Source organism: Pontibacter ramchanderi (assembly GCF_002846395.1).
In the GTDB taxonomy this organism is placed as follows: domain Bacteria; phylum Bacteroidota; class Bacteroidia; order Cytophagales; family Hymenobacteraceae; genus Pontibacter; species Pontibacter ramchanderi.
Genome location: NZ_PJMU01000001.1, coordinates 1,108,285 through 1,123,885 on the forward strand (window position 1 = coordinate 1,108,285; position 15,601 = coordinate 1,123,885).

Sequence of the window (15,601 nt, forward strand, 5' to 3'; positions counted from 1 at the left end):
CTGCCAGGTATAGCCAACAGGTAAAGCGCAGGGTGCCGCAGGCACGACTGGGCGTAGGTTCTCAGGCCAGAGCGACACGCGCCCGGCCAAAGCTTCCTGCACAGAATGCACGTCTGGAATAATCAGGGGAAACCTATCTTGGCGTAGCGGCCAGCAGGCTGTCCATCGGGATCAGTTCCGGCTTGATCATGGTGCCTTCGCGCAGCGTCTGAGCGCCTTCGTACACCACCTGCTCGCCCGGCTCCAGGCCAGACTCCACGATGTAGAAGTGGGTGAAGCGTGCTTTCGGCTCAAAACTTCTGGTCTGCACCTTGTTGTCCTTCCCGACCACGTAGACGAAGTTCTTGTCCTGAATCTCGAAGGCGGCTTTCTGCGGCACCAGCAGGGCACTATCCACCTCGTTGAAGAGGCGTACTTTGCCGGTCGCGTGGTGCTTCAGGATCTTGGACGGGTTAGGGAACGTGGCCCGGAAGGCGATAGAACCAGTGTTAGGAGCAAACACGCCTTCCATGGTCTCGATCTTACCCTCGTGTGGGTAGGTGCTGCCATCGGCCAGTATCAGTTGCACGGCATTGTCATTGGCATCGTCGCCTTTCTCACGGGCTCTGATGTAGCTCAGGTATTCTTTTTCCGATACCTCAAAGTAGGCGTAAACCGACTGCAGGTCGGAAAGCGAAGTAAGCAGGTCGCCTTCCGACACGATGCTGCCCACCTTAAGCGGGATGCGGTCTACTATACCTGAGAATGGTGCCCGGATACTGGTATAGGCAAGCAGGTTCTTGGCATGATCATGGGTGGAGCGGGCTTCTTCTACCCTGGCGTTGGCGGCCTTGTGTTTGGCTTTGGCCAGCGCTAGTTCAGAAGCCGAGATGACGTTTTTCTCTACGAGCAGGCGCACGCGGCCCACCTCTACTTCAGCAGCCATCGCTTCGGCCACGGCATTGTTAAGGTTCGCTTTTGCTTTGGCCAGTTCAGCTTCGCGCTCTTTGGAGTTAAGTTTGAAAAGCACCTGCCCTTCTTTCACTTCCTGCCCCTCGTCGACATAGATTTTGTCGATAAAGCCGTTGATACGGGCCCTCACCTCGATGTGGCGCACAGCCTGAATATCAGACACATAATCGAGGTGCAGCGTGGTGTCTTTGGTGATCAATTCTGTGACAGGCAGGGCTGTCTCGGTTTTGGAGTTGTCTATTTCGCCGCCCTGCGCCGTGCAGCCGGCTACAAGGGCACTAATGGTAAGCGTTATTAGTATATAGGATTTCTTCGTTAGCAATTCCATCACAAAGTTGCAATTGTAAGGTTTAAGACACAATAGATTATTGAGGCTGCCCATACCGGAAAGAAAAAATCTCCGGTCAGAAGCCTGATCGATAGGGTGGATGCGGAACATCCGGGGCCTTATGCTGCGAAGAAATTAAAAGGGTTTGAACCGGAAAAGATACCCATGGTACTCCGAAAGCAGAAAATTGAGCGGCTGGTAATCGCCACAGGTATAGGTAATGGAGTAGCCGGCTTGCAGCAGCAAACTTTCTGGCTTCTGCGGTAACGGTTTAAGTATGGATTTGTAAAGGGCAATTGCTCCCTTGTGGCTGGGCTTGGAAGTGTCGGTTCTCGGGAAGTCCTCAATCAGGTCGAGGTACTCCTGCAGCATCAGGTCAATCGGTGAGTCGTCCTCGGCTATACCTTCGCCACTACTGGGCCCCTCGAGCAACTCCTCGAGCTGGATCATGGATTTACCAGCTACGTGGAAGGTGCTGAAATAGAGCGCCACATGTAGAATGAAGCACGAAAGCACAAACCAGTTAAACCACCTCTTCATAATGGATGCCATGTTGCCTTAAACTGAACAACGCGCGAAATTACTTAAATCTAAATAACTGTACCAACATCAATTCCATAATTCAAGGTTTAAGTCAAGAGATCCCTCTTTTTTACATAGTCCAACTGATGGGGCCTTCCTATTGGCTCACTCAGCCAATTAAGTCGTACCTTTAGCTGTTTGTACAGCCTGAACATGAACACGTGCCCTACTGAAAAGTCTAGCTCCTGTATGTTGAGGTTTGCTCTGCTCTAACCCCTTGCCATGAATCAAATTTTACACCGAGAGAAGGCTGCTGCACTGCTGCATTTCCTGGAGGCATCACCTGTCCGGACTACGTACGATCTGGACAAGCACCGCCTCACGCTGCTGGGCGAGGCTGCGGAGGAAATGGTCCACTTCAGGTTGCCAATTACAGTACCCTACTCCCAAACAGGTATAGCCGAAAGCAAGCCGGTGCAGTATGTGATGCTGCTGATACAGGCGGGACACTGTGCCCTGGGTTATTTTGAGGACGGCCGCTGCCTCAACCACAAGGTGTTCCGTGCCTACATGGTGCGCCAAAAGCAGGGCAAAAGCCAGATCAAGTACCTCAAGACCAAAGGCAAGTCGCGGGCAGGCTCCCGTGTACGGTTAGGCGAGACGGCCGAGTTTTTCGACAACATCAACAGCCGCCTGCAGGATTATTTTCAGGAGCACCGCATCGACCGCGTCGCCATCAGCTGTTCTAAAACCTTGCAGCCCTACCTCTACACCGCCGCTGTCCCTACGCCCTTCGACAAACGCGACCCCAGGCTGTTCAAAATCCCGAAGCACATCCACACCCCCATTTACGAAGTGCTGCTCGATGCCAACCGCTTCCTGCAACGCGGCGAACTGATCGCCCTGACCGAAGCGGGTTTTGCGGCTATACCTGCGTTGCAGGATTTTCTGCAACACCATGCAGGGGACAGTGCTGAAGAAGTATCGGAACAGGACGAGTTGGCCGACGAGGTATACCTGACCGACGATTGGGAGGAGGACACGCTGGATACCGGAGATGACCTGGACGAGGAAGACGACGACATAGTGGACTGGGACTGAGTCACTGAAAAAGAGAAAGGCAGCCACCCCATGGTAGCTGCCTTTCTTTTGGCTATGGTCTAATCCTTCAGCTAATCCTTTTTACGCGTGAGCAGCACCACGGCAGCCGTCGTCACCAGCGCCAGGATGCCTACTTTCTGGATCAGGCCGCTGCGGTTATGCTCCCAGTCTGCTTTCCAGCCCTTTTCGGCAAAGATGTTCGGCACCGTGCCCTTGGCAAAGTCGTCGATCACGCCTTCCACCACGTTCACGCGGTCGGCCATCAGCAAAGGCAGCCAGTGCAGGTAGCTGTTCTCGCTGTGCTTAAAGGCAAAGCGGCGGATCATGCCACTGAGCCCGCTCGGAGGCGCGGATGTGCCAAACACAGCTGATACATTGGGCCGCTCGTTTGAGTGCAGCACCTCGATGTCGATGTCTTGCTGCGGCGGACGTTCCCAACTGTAGCCTTCCTGCTCCGCGTCGGTGCGGTGCTTCATGGGGTAGGTGGGGTCATTTTTCGGATCGGCATCGATGCCCCAGCCCTTTATATGCGAATAGTCTTTTGGTGTCTTGTTTTCCATGGTCTTTCTCCTTTCTATCTGGCTGATGGCGGAATAAGGACAGGCTTGATGCAATTGTCCAGTTTCTCTGAAAAAATATGGTAAGCGTCGGCCACATCCTCCAGCGGCACACGGTGCGTGATCAGGGCCTTCGGATTCAGGATGCCGTTCTGCACATGGTCGATCAAACGTGGCAGCAGGCGCTTCACCGAGGCCTGGTTGGCCCGAATGGTGAGGCCTTTGTTTACCACATTGCCAAGCGGGAAAAGGTTATCGGTTGGGCCGTAAATGCCGACAATCGACACGATGCCGCCTTTCTTCACGGAGTTGACCGCCCAGTGCGCCGCCGTGGCAGAACCAGCCTGCAGCAGCAGCTTGCGTCCTGTGATGGTCTGCATCAGGTTGCCGGTTGCCTCTGCCCCTACCGCATCGATCACTACGTCGGCCCCCATCCAATCGGTGGTCTTTTTCACGAACACCACGGGATCGTCCATTTCTTCGTAGTTGTAGGCCTCGCAGTTGGCGTAGTTGCGCACAAACTCCAGGCGGTACTCTACCTTGTCGATCACGATCACGCGTCCCGCCCCAAAAAGCCAGGAGCAACGTGCAGCCATGATGCCAATGGGACCTGCTCCGAAAATCACCACGGTATCGCCTTTTTGAATACCACCCATTTCGGCAGCCTGGTAGCCTGTCGGTACCACGTCGGTCAGCAGCACGGCATCGTCAGGGTCCATACCCTCTGGTATCACGGTCGGCCCCACATCGGCATAGGGTACGCGCACATACTCAGCCTGCCCGCCATCGTAGCCTCCGGCCGTGTGCGAGTAGCCGAAGATACCGCCCACGGCCGTAGCCTGTGAGTTGGACTCGTGGCAATTGCCAAACAGGCCCTGCTTACAGAAATGGCACTTGCCGCAGGCGATATTGAAAGGTACGATCACCATATCGCCTACTTTCAGTTTCTGCACATCAGCACCGATCTCGGTTACTTCACCGATGAATTCGTGGCCAAAGGTCATGCCCACGCGGGTGTCGGGCACGTTGCCGTTGTAGAGGTGGAGATCAGAGCCGCAGATGCAGGAGCGTGTAACACGCACGATGGCATCCTGAGGATGCAGTATTTTGGGCTCTGGTTTTTCGTCAATACGGACCCGCTGCGGTCCGCGATAGTTCATTGCCAGCATAAGTTTGTTTTTCAGTTTGTTTTAGATAGCGCTTCATCATCCGCCTCTTCGCGGCATCCAATGCAAGTCTAGATACATACTCTTCTATACCTTTATAGTTGCGATTATTGTATTTTTTAAAGATATACCTATATACCTATGCCTGCATACCTACCCGTCTGATTGCCACTTTCAGCAAATAGGCTGAATTAGCACCACTTGCCTTCGTTTGCCAAAGCTATCGAGTACCGTAAAGTGAAAATCTGCGTACATGGAACCACTTTGAGCAACACAAAACAGCTAGACCAGCGCAACAGGGAGAGCAGCACAGCACGATGAAAACAAACAAAGACGACCAGACCACCACAAACCAATTTACAGGATTTGTGAACGTACGCGGCGCACGCGAGCACAACCTCAAAAACATCAACCTAACCATCCCGCGGGATGCGCTGGTGGTGTTCACGGGCGTGTCGGGTTCAGGCAAGTCGAGCCTGGCCTTTGGGACGTTATATGCCGAAGCGCAGCGGCGCTACCTGGAGTCGGTGTCGCCTTATGCCCGCCGCCTGTTTCACCAGATGGCCGTGCCCGAGGTAGACGCCATTGAAGGACTGCCACCCGCCGTGGCCCTGCAGCAGCAGCGCGGCACCCCTACCACCCGCTCGTCGGTGGGCAGCGTCACCACGCTCTCGAACCTGCTGCGCATGCTCTATTCCCGTGCTGGCGACTATCCGGCGGGCCAGTCCATCATTTACGCCGAAGCTTTTTCGCCTAACACCGCCGAGGGGGCCTGCCCTACCTGTCACGGACTTGGGAAGATCTATGAGGTAACCGAAAAGTCGATGGTGCCGGACGACTCGCTCACTATACGGGAGCGGGCCATCGCCGCTTGGCCTACCGCCTGGGGCGGCCAGAACCAGCGCGACATCCTCGTGTCGATGGGCTATGATGTGGACATACCCTGGCGCGACTTGCCACAAAAAGACCGCGATTGGATTCTATTCACAGAGGAGCAACCCGTGGTGCCCGTATACCCAGGCTATACCCCCGAGGAGACCCGCCGCGCCGTGAAGCGTAAAGAAGAGCCCAACTACATGGGTACCTTTAGCAGCGCCCGCCGCCATGTATTCCATACCTTTGCCAATACCAACAGTCCGCTCATGAAGCGGCGCGTGATGCAGTACATGCTCAGCACCGATTGCCCCACCTGCCAGGGCAAGCGCCTGCGGCCCGAATCGCTGTCCGTGAAGTTTGCGGGCTACGACATTACCGAACTGTCACGGCTGCCGCTGAAAAGGGTGCAGGCCGTGTTGAAGCCCTTTGCGCAGGGCACCGAGCCCGGCCATGCCCGCACCGAGGCCGAGCACCCCGAGCAGGCCATCGTGGCCAGGCGCATCGGCGAGGACTTGTGCGCCCGCATCGAGGTGCTGCTCGACCTGGGCTTGGGCTATTTGTCCTTGGAGCGAAGCACGCCTACCCTCTCGCCAGGCGAGCTGCAGCGCCTGCGTCTGGCCACCCAGCTTTACTCGCACCTTTTCGGCGTGGTGTACGTGCTCGACGAGCCATCTGCCGGTCTGCACCCTGCCGACAAAGTAGCCCTGCTCCGTGCCCTCGACGGACTGAAAAAAGCAGGCAATTCGCTCTTTATCGTGGAGCACGACCTGGCCGTGATCCGTCACGCCGACTGGGTGGTGGACGTAGGACCTGCCGCCGGCGAAAAAGGAGGCGAAATCCTGTACAGCGGCCCTATGGAAGGGTTGCGCCAGGTAGCGGCTTCCCGTACAGGCGCTTACCTGTTTGGGGAGCAGTGGGGTGTCAACAACGATCCCCGCGAGCCCACGGCCTGGCTCAGGCTGCGGGATGTATCGCGCAACAACCTACAGAGCTTTGCGGCCGATTTTCCGCTAGGCGTGTTCACCTCCGTGACGGGTGTATCGGGTTCGGGCAAGTCGAGTCTGGTGAGCCAGGTGCTGGTGGAGTTGGTAGCCATGCACCTGGGGCACGAACTGCCCGTGGAGGAAGAGGAAGGCGATGCGCTGGAGCGGGACACACCGCAAACCACAGGTGGGTACATCGCAGAGGGCATGCAGCACATCAAGCGCCTGGTGCGCGTCGACCAAAAGCCCATTGGCAGAACCCCTCGCTCCAATATGGCCACGTACACAGGTTTGTTTGATCATGTGCGCAAGCTTTTCGCAGCCACCCCGCTGGCCCGAAAGCGGCGCTACGATGCGGGGCGCTTCTCGTTTAATGTGGCGAAAGGACGCTGCGAAAACTGCCAGGGCGAGGGCTTTGTGATGGTGGAGCTGCTATTTTTGCCGAGCGTGTACGCTCCCTGCCCTGTATGCCACGGTGCCCGTTACAATGCCAAAACGCTGGAGGTAAGCTACCGCGATAAGAACATAGCCGAAGTACTCGACATGACCGTGGATACTGCCTGGGAGTTTTTTGACGAGGAGCCTGCCGTGCACCGTGCTCTCACCATGCTGCGCGAAGTGGGACTGGGTTACCTTAGGCTGGGCCAACCTGCCACCGAACTATCGGGCGGTGAGGCACAGCGCATTAAACTGGCCACCGAACTGCAGCGCTCGCAGCGCGGCAATACCCTTTACGTACTTGACGAACCTACCACAGGTCTGCACCCCGCCGACGTAGACAAACTCATGACCCAACTCCACCATTTGGTCGACGCGGGCAACACCGTGATCGTGGTAGAGCACGACATGCGCGTGGTAGCAGCCAGCGACTGGGTGATCGACATTGGCCCGGGTGCTGGTGAAGAGGGCGGACAGATTGTTGCGGAAGGACCTCCATCTCTTATCACCCAATCAAAGGCAAGCAAGACGGCGCCTTTTCTGAGAGCGCTACTCTAAGTTTATTCGTTAGTGGGGCTGGGTGTGAGTTGGCAGGTATAGCGTAGTTGAACAGGTATAGCAGTGCCCCAGGTATTGCCGCTACAACGAAAACAGAACATTGGCCTGCAGGATCGACTCGTTCAGCCCGGGTATACCGACCACATTGTGCCAGTAGCGCCACTCCGAACCCACGTATACCTTGCCGGGTTTATCCCAGAAGTTACCCAGGTCCACGTGCAATTGCGGCTGGGTGAGGTATTGGGTGGTGCCGGGCCCGCGATCGCCGATGAAATCCATGAAGCCACGGAAGCGGAAGCGGAGCCGCTCCGAAACAGGTAGAGGCACATCCCAACTCGGGGTGATCTGGTAAGTACCACTGTATCCGCCGCCCTGCTGTTTGTAATAGTAAGTCTCGAGTTGCAGCAAGCCTTGCCCGGGCAGGCGGAACTTAAACGCTGGTCCGGCAGTGTACACAAAAAAATCCTCTTCCCCGCCAAACAGCACGTTGATACCACCCCCAACGAGCACATCACTGATCGGCCCCAGGCTTACTTCGCTCCCGGTTGCACGGCTCAGGCTAAGCTTCGGGTACCACTCCAGGTATAGGTTCGGGGCAGCCAGACTGGCATCGTTGTAAAGGTCTGCAAAACCAAACTGCTCAAAAGCGCCCAGGTCACCAAAATGCTCTACCGTGATGGTGGCCAGCTGTCCGGATTGGTTAAGGGCACGCCCATACAGCAACTGCACATTGGAGCCTCCCTTGTAATTAACCTGTGCCACTGCCTGGCCCGCAAACAGCATTGTGACACAAAAAAAGCACACAATGCTGCAGAACCTGATGCTGTAAAATTTTGCCATACCTTTACCGGGTGTTTTGAATTGTGGGATTCTACGAAAGCACAAAGATAGTATTTAAAGGATGAACACCGGTAAATGAAATAATTGGACATATAAATCATACCGCCTTATTCAAACAACACCATAAGTACTTCATAAATTGATATTTACATGCTTGCATTCATACGAATAAAATGTGTAAATTTGTAGAGAATCATCTTTTTACTTTTGTGCGATGGAATACAGATTCGTACATCATTGGAATTACGCACTCCGCGAGGACGAGCATCGCATACTGGAATCTGCCATCTCGCTTACCTCACAGCCGCGCAGCAAGGCTTTTTTGCAGCAGGCGGCTGAATTTATTGCGACGCACGGACATATTCAGTACCTGGTGATTGGCAAGCTGAGTGACGATGGCCGGCATGTTATAACGAATGTATTTCTGAAAAACGGCAAAGCTTTACCCAGCATCACTTACCCCCTGGAGTTTACCCCCTGCGATTCTGTTCTTACCCAGCGCTTCTGTTACTATCCTAATAATGTGCAGGACCACTTCCCCCTTGACCTCGAGCTGCAGGAGTTGAACATTGAGAGCTATTTAGGCAGTATTTTCGTGGACGAAGAGGGCGACCCGGTTGGGTTGATCGCTTTGATGAGCGACAAGCCACTTGAAAACGCCGCCTTTGTAGAACATCTGGTGCTGGTGCTGAGTCCTGCCATTGAAGAAGAACTGATCCAGGAACGTAACCTCCCTGCATAAGCAATCCGCATCATAGAAAAACCTCTACCGGCTGAGCACCTTTGTGCTGCAGCGATAGAGGTTTTTTTCTTTAGGAACAGGTATGGCAACCGCCCTTAGATAGCCGGATCGTTCGGTGTGTTTGGGTTATTGCGCCGCTCCTGATCCGGGTATGGGTAGAAATTGCGGTTACGCTCACCCAGGTTATCAGGTGGGCCCGGACGACCGAAACGGCGACTATCTTCCCACTTCTGCCCGCTCAGGTATAGCTCAGCGGAGCGCTGCTTGTATACCTCCAGTAACAAAGCCTCCCTTGTCACAGGTCCGCTATAAGCAGGCAAACCGGCATGTACGCCAAATGGGTCGCCCGAAGTTTGTGTCCGTACCTGGTTTATCAGCGCCAGCGCCTCCTCCAAAGAGCCATTGCTTCGGAGCAGCGCTTCCGCTTTGATCAGTTTCATCTCGTCTGGCAGGTATACCGGTATGCTCGAGGTCTGGGTATTGAAAAAGCCTGCCAATGTCTTTACCCGGTCCCCTAACACATCGGCACTCGGGTCAGTCATGTAAAAACCGTATCGCCCATCACCCGCTTCAAACAAGGCATCGGGCAAGCCAAATTTATCGCGCGGCCTGAAATAGGCCAGGATGAATATCGTGTTATAGATCGGATTCGGGCTCAACGTGCTGTAAACAAACTCGGAACGTTTGGTTAGATCCACTTTGTCGGCATTGGTGATGGCCGCCTCGTAATTGCCGGCATACAGGTTATACCGGGCATTGTAAGCATACAGCGTATTACGCAGGTCGAAAGCAGTGCCGGTTACCTGTGATGTAAACTCCGGCGACACCGGTGTGGCCTCGATCAGGGCGATGCCCTCGTTCAGGTGCGCAATGGCGGCAGCTAGCACCTCTGTTCTGGAGCTGAAAGTTACCCGCTCGTTGGCTCCCGTTCTAAGGTTTGCCTGCTCAAAGGCGTTGATCAGGTTAACCAGTGCCATGGCATTGAACAAATGGGCATGCGCCATCACCCCGCTTAGCGTGCCCCCGGTCAGGGTTGGGATTTTGGGGGCATTCTCCAGTATCTGCTCGCTCATGGCCATGACCCGCTGCATGCGCGACCACAAACCGAGCACGTTTCCGTTAAAGGTAGGGAGTGCTGTACCGCCGGCTTCCAGCTCGAGCACGTTCGTGAAAGTAGCCACGCCTTTCATCTCACGCCCTGTTACGCCAGGGTATAGCAGCGCAGCCTCTAGACCGGAGGTGGAGTAAAACTGGCGCATTCCCACACTCAAGGCAATAATGCCCTCGCGTGAGTTCAGTACCTCCGCATCGCTGGCGGCGTTAGGGTTAGGTATATCCAGCTCGCACCCACTGGCCAGCAGCAGGCAGCCCGAGAGCAAACCTACTTTTAAATAAGAACTTATATTTTTCATAATGTTTGATCGTTAGGTTGGAGAAGGATTAAAAGGTAAAGTTGAGACCCAGCGCATATGTTCTCGGGATCGGTACCTCCACAAAATCGAAGCCCCGCACGGCATTGGTCTGGCCGGCAGCGTTCACTTCAGGGTCATAGCCACTGTAGTCGTCGATCGAGAACAGGTTACGACCGGCCAGACTCAGGCGCACGTTGTTGCCTCCCAAAAAGGCCGGTTTGAAGTCGTAGGCCACCGACACCTCCCGCAACTTTATAAAAGAACCATCCTCTATGTAATTCTCGAATATACCGAACAGTGCTGCTGAGGTTCCTTTCGGCACTTCCCCCCTCAATTCTGGCTCGTAGCCGGCCAGGCCGCCGTACAAGTCTCGTTCGCCTACGCGACGGGTGAAGTTGAACACATCAAATCCATAAACAGCATCGAACTGCGTACGGAACGACAGCCTGTTTCCCACAGAAACGTCGTTTACCCATGAGCCGGTCCAGTCGGGGTTCGGATCGCCAATTACTTTTGGCACGGTGGCGCCACTGGGTTGCCCGTTTTCAGGGTTACGCCCTGCACGTTCCGGTTGTGGCAGCCCGGCAGGAGTAAGCAAGAGCGAGCCATCGGAGTTTCGGGCGAAGTAAGTGCTGTAGAAAGCACCCAGCGGATAGCCGTCTACGGCAGCCACCTGACCAAAACCACCCGGGAATGGCAGTACGCCACCCGGTATGTTATTCACTTCGTTTTTGTTGCGGGAATAGATGAGTGTGGAAGTCCAGCTCACTTTCTCTGTTTGCACAGGGGCACCGGTTAACATCAGCTCAAAACCCTTGTTGGTCATGGTACCAATGTTAGCGTACTGGTTCAGGAAACCAGAAGAAGGCGTCAGCCCGATAAACAGCAGCAGGTCTTCCACATCTTTCTTGTAAACAGAAAACTCGAGGCCTAACCTTCCATCCAGAAAGCTCATGTCGGCGCCAAACTCTGTCTCTACCTGCCGCTCCGGCTTGATGCCTGGGTTACCTAGCAATGTGGATGGAATCACGCCGGGCAGGCCAGGCAAGGAAACCGGATTGTAATTGGTATACCTATCGTAGGCGCCGATGGCGGTGAGGTTGCCGGCCTGCCCGTAGGAGGCGCGTAGCTTAAAGATAGGAATAACATCGCGGAAGCCTTGCCAGAAACTCTCATTGGAGATCAGGTAACTGGCGCTTAGTTTTGGATAAAATTGCCACCTGTTGTCCTCGCCGAACACAGACGACACGTCGTAGCGACCGGCACCCGTCAAAAAGAAGCGGTCGCCGATGCCAAAGGTCTGCTGTGCAAAAAAGCCCATGATGTTGATATCGGCGCGTCCGTCACTCGACACCACTGTGGCACCACTGGAGCTAACCTGAGCAATTGGTCCCAGCTGCGTGCCGGTTATACCTGTCGAATAGTATTTCTCGGTCTGGATCGTGCCGCCTATACCTGTCGTTGACTCCAGCCAGTCGGTCAGAAAGGTGCGGTAAGAGGCATTCAGGTCATTGTTGAGCAGATAAGAGGTACGGTCGGCGCGGCGGGAATAGCCCGCGTCGTACGATGGCGTTGTGTTTCGGACCGGGATGAAGCCCGTCGCGATCTGCGTAGAATTATCGAAACCAAGCACATAGCTGATGTTCAAGCCGTTGAGGGGCGTCAGGTTTACCTGAAAGTCTCCGATAAAGCGGCTGGTGCGCTGCCCGAAATCAAAGCGGTTGATGGCCTCGAGTGGATTGGTACGGCGCAGGATGGCCGTTGGTGCAGTGGAAGGGTATACACCGTTGACCGGCTCCGGATTGATGAAGTTATTGCTGAAGATAAAGCCGGTCAGGGCACCGTACGCTTCGCTCAAGCCGCCGTTCGGAATCTCTTCGCTGGTGCTGAGCACGTAGTTGGCTCCCAGCGAAACCGATATCCAGTTTTTCAGTGTCTGGTCTATGCGCAGGCGGGCGCCTCCCCGCTTAAAGGTCGTGTTGTCGATAATGCCCTGGTTACTGAGGAAGTTGCCGCTCATGTAGTACTGCGTATTCGCGCTGCCTCCCGAAACGGAAACGTTGTTCTCTGTACCAATAGCTGTCCGGAAAATCTTATCCTGGTAATCGTAGCGCGTAACCGGCTCTTGCGTGAGGTCTGAGGCAATGTTGTTAACAAAGCGGAAAGGGTATTGGTTGTAGTCGAGTGTTTTGCGCACCTCACTTACTCTGAATTGTGTAGATACGGCCACTTTAGGAGCACCCTCCACCCCACGCTTGGTAAAGATCTGCACCACCCCGTTGCTGGCCCGGGACCCGTAAATGGCAGCCGCGGCAGCTCCTTTGATGATCTCGATGCGCTCGATGTCGTTTGGGTTAATGTCCACGAGTCTGTTCTGCGCATAGCCTCCCAGGTCGATCAGTTCCGGGGAACCGTTGTTGATGATCACCCCATCCACAATGTAGAGCGGGTCCCCCGAACCTACCACCGTACTGGTTCCGCGCAATCTCACCGAGATACCACCGGCCGGGTTTCCGGAGTTCTGGCTGATCTGAGCACCGGCAACTTTACCGGCCAGCGCCTGGTCCACGGACGTAGCCACGCTGTTTTCAAGAGAGGCAGCAGAGACGGTAGAGATGGCATTGCCGAGCTGTTTTTTGCTCGTTGCCACTGAGGTACCTGTTACGATCACTTCATCCAGGCCCACGATATCCTCCTGAATCTGCGCATTGACCTGCACACTCTGCTGATCGCCAAGGGTGACAGGCAGGCTCTGCGGTTTGAAACCTATGAATGAAAAGGTGAGTTGGTAATTGCCTGGCGGCAACGATGCAGAAAGGTTATACTGCCCGTTTGCATCGGTGGCCGTTGCAATGTTGTGGTTCTGGAACTTCACCACCACACCCGGCAGCGGCGACTTGGTACGGGCATCGGTTACGGTGCCCGTAATGGCGTAGCGTGCCCCCTGTGCGATGGCCAGCTGACAAGCAGCCGCCAACAGTAGGAAACATAGCAGGATGGCCTTACCGGAGGCCCTCCCAAATAAGTAAACTTTTCTCATAGTGCCTCTTTTTTATACTGTTGATTATGTGATGAATATATGGTGTTCAGTAGTTATTCCGGTAAGCTGATCTTGCCCATCAGGACGGAGGGTACCCGCCGTTTGCCGGGCCCGAAGTGAATGGGTTCTCCTACCAGGCACTCGTTGGCCAGGGTGGCAAACAACACGGCCTCCTTGGCATCCGGTGACACGCCCAACTCGGCTGTGTTCCGCACGGTTGCGCCCGGCAAAAGCTCTTTTATGTTTTGAATCAAAAGCGGATTGTGCATTCCCCCTCCGCTCAGAAAAATCTCGAAATCAGCCTGTTCTACCGAGCGTGTCAGGGCCTGGGAAATGGCAACGGCCGAAAACCGGTTCAGACTCGCCATCACATCCTCCGGAGACAAGTGCTCGGTATCAGACTTGCGCTGCGCTTCGGCCAGGTATGAGAGGTTAAAGAGTTCAGGCCCGGTTGTTTTAGGGAAGCCCTGCTCAAAGAACGGATGGTAGAGCAGCGCCGCTACCAGGGCCTGGCTATACCTGCCTTTCAGCGCAATGGCGGAGTCTGCATCGTAATAGGTGCCGGGGAAATGCTGCTGCACATAAGCATCCATCAACGTATTGCCAGGCCCTACATCGGTAGAAAAAATACGACTCGTGTCCAGGTCGCCGGGCAAAAACGTGAAATTGGCAATGCCACCGATGTTGAGCATGATCCGGTTCTGGTCTTGTTTCGAGAAGAGCAGGTAGTCGCCGTACACGGCCAGTGGGGCGCCCTCGCCTCCTGCTGCCACATGCTTCTGCCGGAAGTCGCTGAGTGTGATGATGCCGGTTCCCATGGCGATGTGGTCGCCGTCGCCGATCTGCAGCGTGGCATCTGGCATGTCTGCTATGCCATGCAGCGACGCCGGTGCGTGGTAAATGGTCTGGCCATGGCTGGCGATCACATCAACTTCCGAAGGCTTAATGCCCCACCCCTGCAGGCTTTTGTTGATCAGGTCGGCGTGGAAGCGACCAATGTAGGCGTTGAGTACGCAAACGCGCTCCAGGTCAACTTCTCTCTTAGAAAAAATGGCCTTTACTTCTTGCTTAAAAGTATCGTCATACGGCATCGTTACAAATTCACGGAGTTTCATGCGGGTTTGTGTTCCATGTCCTTCAAACTCGCACAGGGCAATATCCAGCCCATCGAGTGAGGTGCCTGACATCAGACCGATGATGGTTCTTTTCTCTTTCTTTGCGGCCTCGAAAAGCCGCCTTAGCATTTTATTCATAATAAATTTAATTTAAGAGTGCAAAATGCTAAAGAACCAATGGTTCTTCATACGAAATACACAAAGCTTAGATAATAGGGATTCCGGCTAATTTCAGCATAATCGCGCAGAAACTTGCAAAAAGGAGGGTAAGGGCAAGGCTGTTATCTACTGCCTGATGATCCGTCCATCTTCCATCTCAATGATACGGTGTGAATTTTCGGCAAACTCTGTGTCGTGGGTTACAATCAGCAGGGTCTGGTTATGCACTTCGGTGAGCTCCTTGAAAATATTGAACACGATGTCGCTGTTGCGCTTGTCGAGGTTGCCGGTGGGCTCATCGCCCATGATGATGTGCGGATCGTTGATAAGGGCCCGGGCAATAGCGACCCGCTGCTTCTCCCCGCCCGATACGCGGTAAGCCGACTGCATGGCCAGGTGGTCTATCCCCAGCATCTTGAGCCGCTCCATGGCGCGGTGCTCTATTTCCTGCTCGCTATACCTGCCCAGCTTCAGGCCGGGCAGCATGACGTTGCGCAGCACCGTGAACTCGTTGAGCAGGTAATGGAACTGGAACACGAAGCCGATCTTCTCGTTGCGGATGCGGGCTAGCTCTGCATCCGGGCGACCGGACATCAATTCCCGGTCAATGTACAGTTCGCCGGTATAGTCGGTGTCCATGGTGGAGAGGATGTAGAGTAGCGTGGACTTGCCGCAGCCCGACTTACCGATCACGGACACAAATTCGCCCTTGTTCACCTTAAACGTAATGTCGCGTAGCACCTGCACCGTCACGGGGTCATGAAACTCCTTGTCGATGCCTCTCGCCTCGAGTATTACGTCCTGCATATTCTC

Annotated in this window: 12 protein-coding genes; 3 read left to right on the plus strand and 9 right to left on the minus strand. The window is 54.8% G+C overall.

Annotation, left to right across the window (positions count from 1 at the left end):
- Positions 1-133 precede the first annotated feature (133 nt).
- Positions 134-1,279 (minus strand): efflux RND transporter periplasmic adaptor subunit, encoded by a 1,146-nt coding sequence (locus BD749_RS04725; protein ID WP_101443198.1) that lies wholly within the window; start codon positions 1,277-1,279, stop codon positions 134-136.
- Positions 1,280-1,414: 135 nt separating this feature from the next.
- On the minus strand, positions 1,415-1,831 hold the full coding sequence (locus tag BD749_RS04730) for a hypothetical protein (RefSeq protein ID WP_180336312.1): 417 nt from the start codon (positions 1,829-1,831) through the stop codon (positions 1,415-1,417).
- A gap of 252 nt (positions 1,832-2,083) precedes the next feature.
- Here BD749_RS04730 and BD749_RS04735 point away from each other — a divergent pair, with 252 nt between their 5' ends.
- Positions 2,084-2,902, plus strand: a complete 819-nt coding sequence (locus BD749_RS04735) for a hypothetical protein (protein WP_101443200.1) — start codon at positions 2,084-2,086, stop codon at positions 2,900-2,902.
- Between the two features lie 71 nt (positions 2,903-2,973).
- On the opposite strand, the gene BD749_RS04740 is transcribed toward BD749_RS04735, so the two are convergent.
- Both BD749_RS04740 and BD749_RS04745 read right to left on the minus strand, forming a co-directional pair.
- Positions 2,974-3,462, minus strand: coding sequence for a hypothetical protein (locus BD749_RS04740; protein WP_101443201.1), 489 nt, complete (start codon positions 3,460-3,462; stop codon positions 2,974-2,976).
- 14 nt (positions 3,463-3,476) lie between these two features.
- A complete protein-coding gene (locus tag BD749_RS04745; RefSeq protein ID WP_101443202.1) occupies positions 3,477-4,628 on the minus strand; it encodes a zinc-dependent alcohol dehydrogenase in 1,152 nt (383 codons plus the stop codon).
- A gap of 314 nt (positions 4,629-4,942) precedes the next feature.
- On the opposite strand from BD749_RS04745, the gene uvrA reads away from it, so the two are divergent.
- Complete coding sequence (uvrA, locus tag BD749_RS04750) at positions 4,943-7,480, plus strand: excinuclease ABC subunit UvrA (protein WP_101443203.1); 2,538 nt, start codon at positions 4,943-4,945, stop codon at positions 7,478-7,480.
- Between the two features lie 81 nt (positions 7,481-7,561).
- Here the strand turns inward: uvrA and BD749_RS04755 are convergent, their stop codons facing one another.
- Positions 7,562-8,320 carry a hypothetical protein gene (locus BD749_RS04755; protein ID WP_101443204.1) on the minus strand — a complete coding sequence of 253 codons (759 nt, stop codon included), beginning with the start codon at positions 8,318-8,320 and terminating at the stop codon, positions 7,562-7,564.
- A gap of 214 nt (positions 8,321-8,534) precedes the next feature.
- Between BD749_RS04755 and BD749_RS04760 the strand changes: the two genes are divergently transcribed.
- The gene (locus BD749_RS04760) at positions 8,535-9,062 is read left to right on the plus strand and encodes a hypothetical protein (RefSeq protein WP_101443205.1); all 528 of its coding nucleotides are present in this window, start codon (positions 8,535-8,537) and stop codon (positions 9,060-9,062) included.
- Positions 9,063-9,157: 95 nt separating this feature from the next.
- Here BD749_RS04760 and BD749_RS04765 read toward each other — a convergent pair whose 3' ends face one another.
- From BD749_RS04765 to BD749_RS04780, 4 genes are all read right to left on the minus strand, one after another.
- Entirely contained in the window at positions 9,158-10,474 is a 1,317-nt protein-coding gene (locus tag BD749_RS04765) for a RagB/SusD family nutrient uptake outer membrane protein (RefSeq protein WP_101443206.1), read from the minus strand.
- A gap of 28 nt (positions 10,475-10,502) precedes the next feature.
- Positions 10,503-13,514, minus strand: coding sequence for a SusC/RagA family TonB-linked outer membrane protein (locus BD749_RS04770; RefSeq protein WP_101443207.1), 3,012 nt, complete (start codon positions 13,512-13,514; stop codon positions 10,503-10,505).
- Between the two features lie 53 nt (positions 13,515-13,567).
- Complete coding sequence (locus BD749_RS04775; RefSeq protein WP_101443208.1) at positions 13,568-14,767, minus strand: anhydro-N-acetylmuramic acid kinase; 1,200 nt, start codon at positions 14,765-14,767, stop codon at positions 13,568-13,570.
- Positions 14,768-14,914: 147 nt separating this feature from the next.
- The gene (locus BD749_RS04780) at positions 14,915-15,595 is read right to left on the minus strand and encodes an ABC transporter ATP-binding protein (RefSeq protein WP_101443619.1); all 681 of its coding nucleotides are present in this window, start codon (positions 15,593-15,595) and stop codon (positions 14,915-14,917) included.
- Positions 15,596-15,601: the final 6 nt, after the last annotated feature.

What these genes read in the sequence shown, in the direction of transcription:
- BD749_RS04725 (WP_101443198.1), bottom strand. Translation starts at nt 1,279, where the DNA reads ATGGAATTGCTAACGAAGAAATCCTATATACTAATAACGCTTACCATT.
- BD749_RS04730 (WP_180336312.1), bottom strand. Translation starts at nt 1,831, where the DNA reads ATGGCATCCATTATGAAGAGGTGGTTTAACTGGTTTGTGCTTTCGTGC.
- BD749_RS04735 (WP_101443200.1), top strand. Translation starts at nt 2,084, where the DNA reads ATGAATCAAATTTTACACCGAGAGAAGGCTGCTGCACTGCTGCATTTC.
- BD749_RS04740 (WP_101443201.1), bottom strand. Translation starts at nt 3,462, where the DNA reads ATGGAAAACAAGACACCAAAAGACTATTCGCATATAAAGGGCTGGGGC.
- BD749_RS04745 (WP_101443202.1), bottom strand. Translation starts at nt 4,628, where the DNA reads ATGCTGGCAATGAACTATCGCGGACCGCAGCGGGTCCGTATTGACGAA.
- uvrA (WP_101443203.1), top strand. Translation starts at nt 4,943, where the DNA reads ATGAAAACAAACAAAGACGACCAGACCACCACAAACCAATTTACAGGA.
- BD749_RS04755 (WP_101443204.1), bottom strand. Translation starts at nt 8,320, where the DNA reads ATGGCAAAATTTTACAGCATCAGGTTCTGCAGCATTGTGTGCTTTTTT.
- BD749_RS04760 (WP_101443205.1), top strand. Translation starts at nt 8,535, where the DNA reads ATGGAATACAGATTCGTACATCATTGGAATTACGCACTCCGCGAGGAC.
- BD749_RS04765 (WP_101443206.1), bottom strand. Translation starts at nt 10,474, where the DNA reads ATGAAAAATATAAGTTCTTATTTAAAAGTAGGTTTGCTCTCGGGCTGC.
- BD749_RS04770 (WP_101443207.1), bottom strand. Translation starts at nt 13,514, where the DNA reads ATGAGAAAAGTTTACTTATTTGGGAGGGCCTCCGGTAAGGCCATCCTG.
- BD749_RS04775 (WP_101443208.1), bottom strand. Translation starts at nt 14,767, where the DNA reads ATGAATAAAATGCTAAGGCGGCTTTTCGAGGCCGCAAAGAAAGAGAAA.
- BD749_RS04780 (WP_101443619.1), bottom strand. Translation starts at nt 15,595, where the DNA reads ATGCAGGACGTAATACTCGAGGCGAGAGGCATCGACAAGGAGTTTCAT.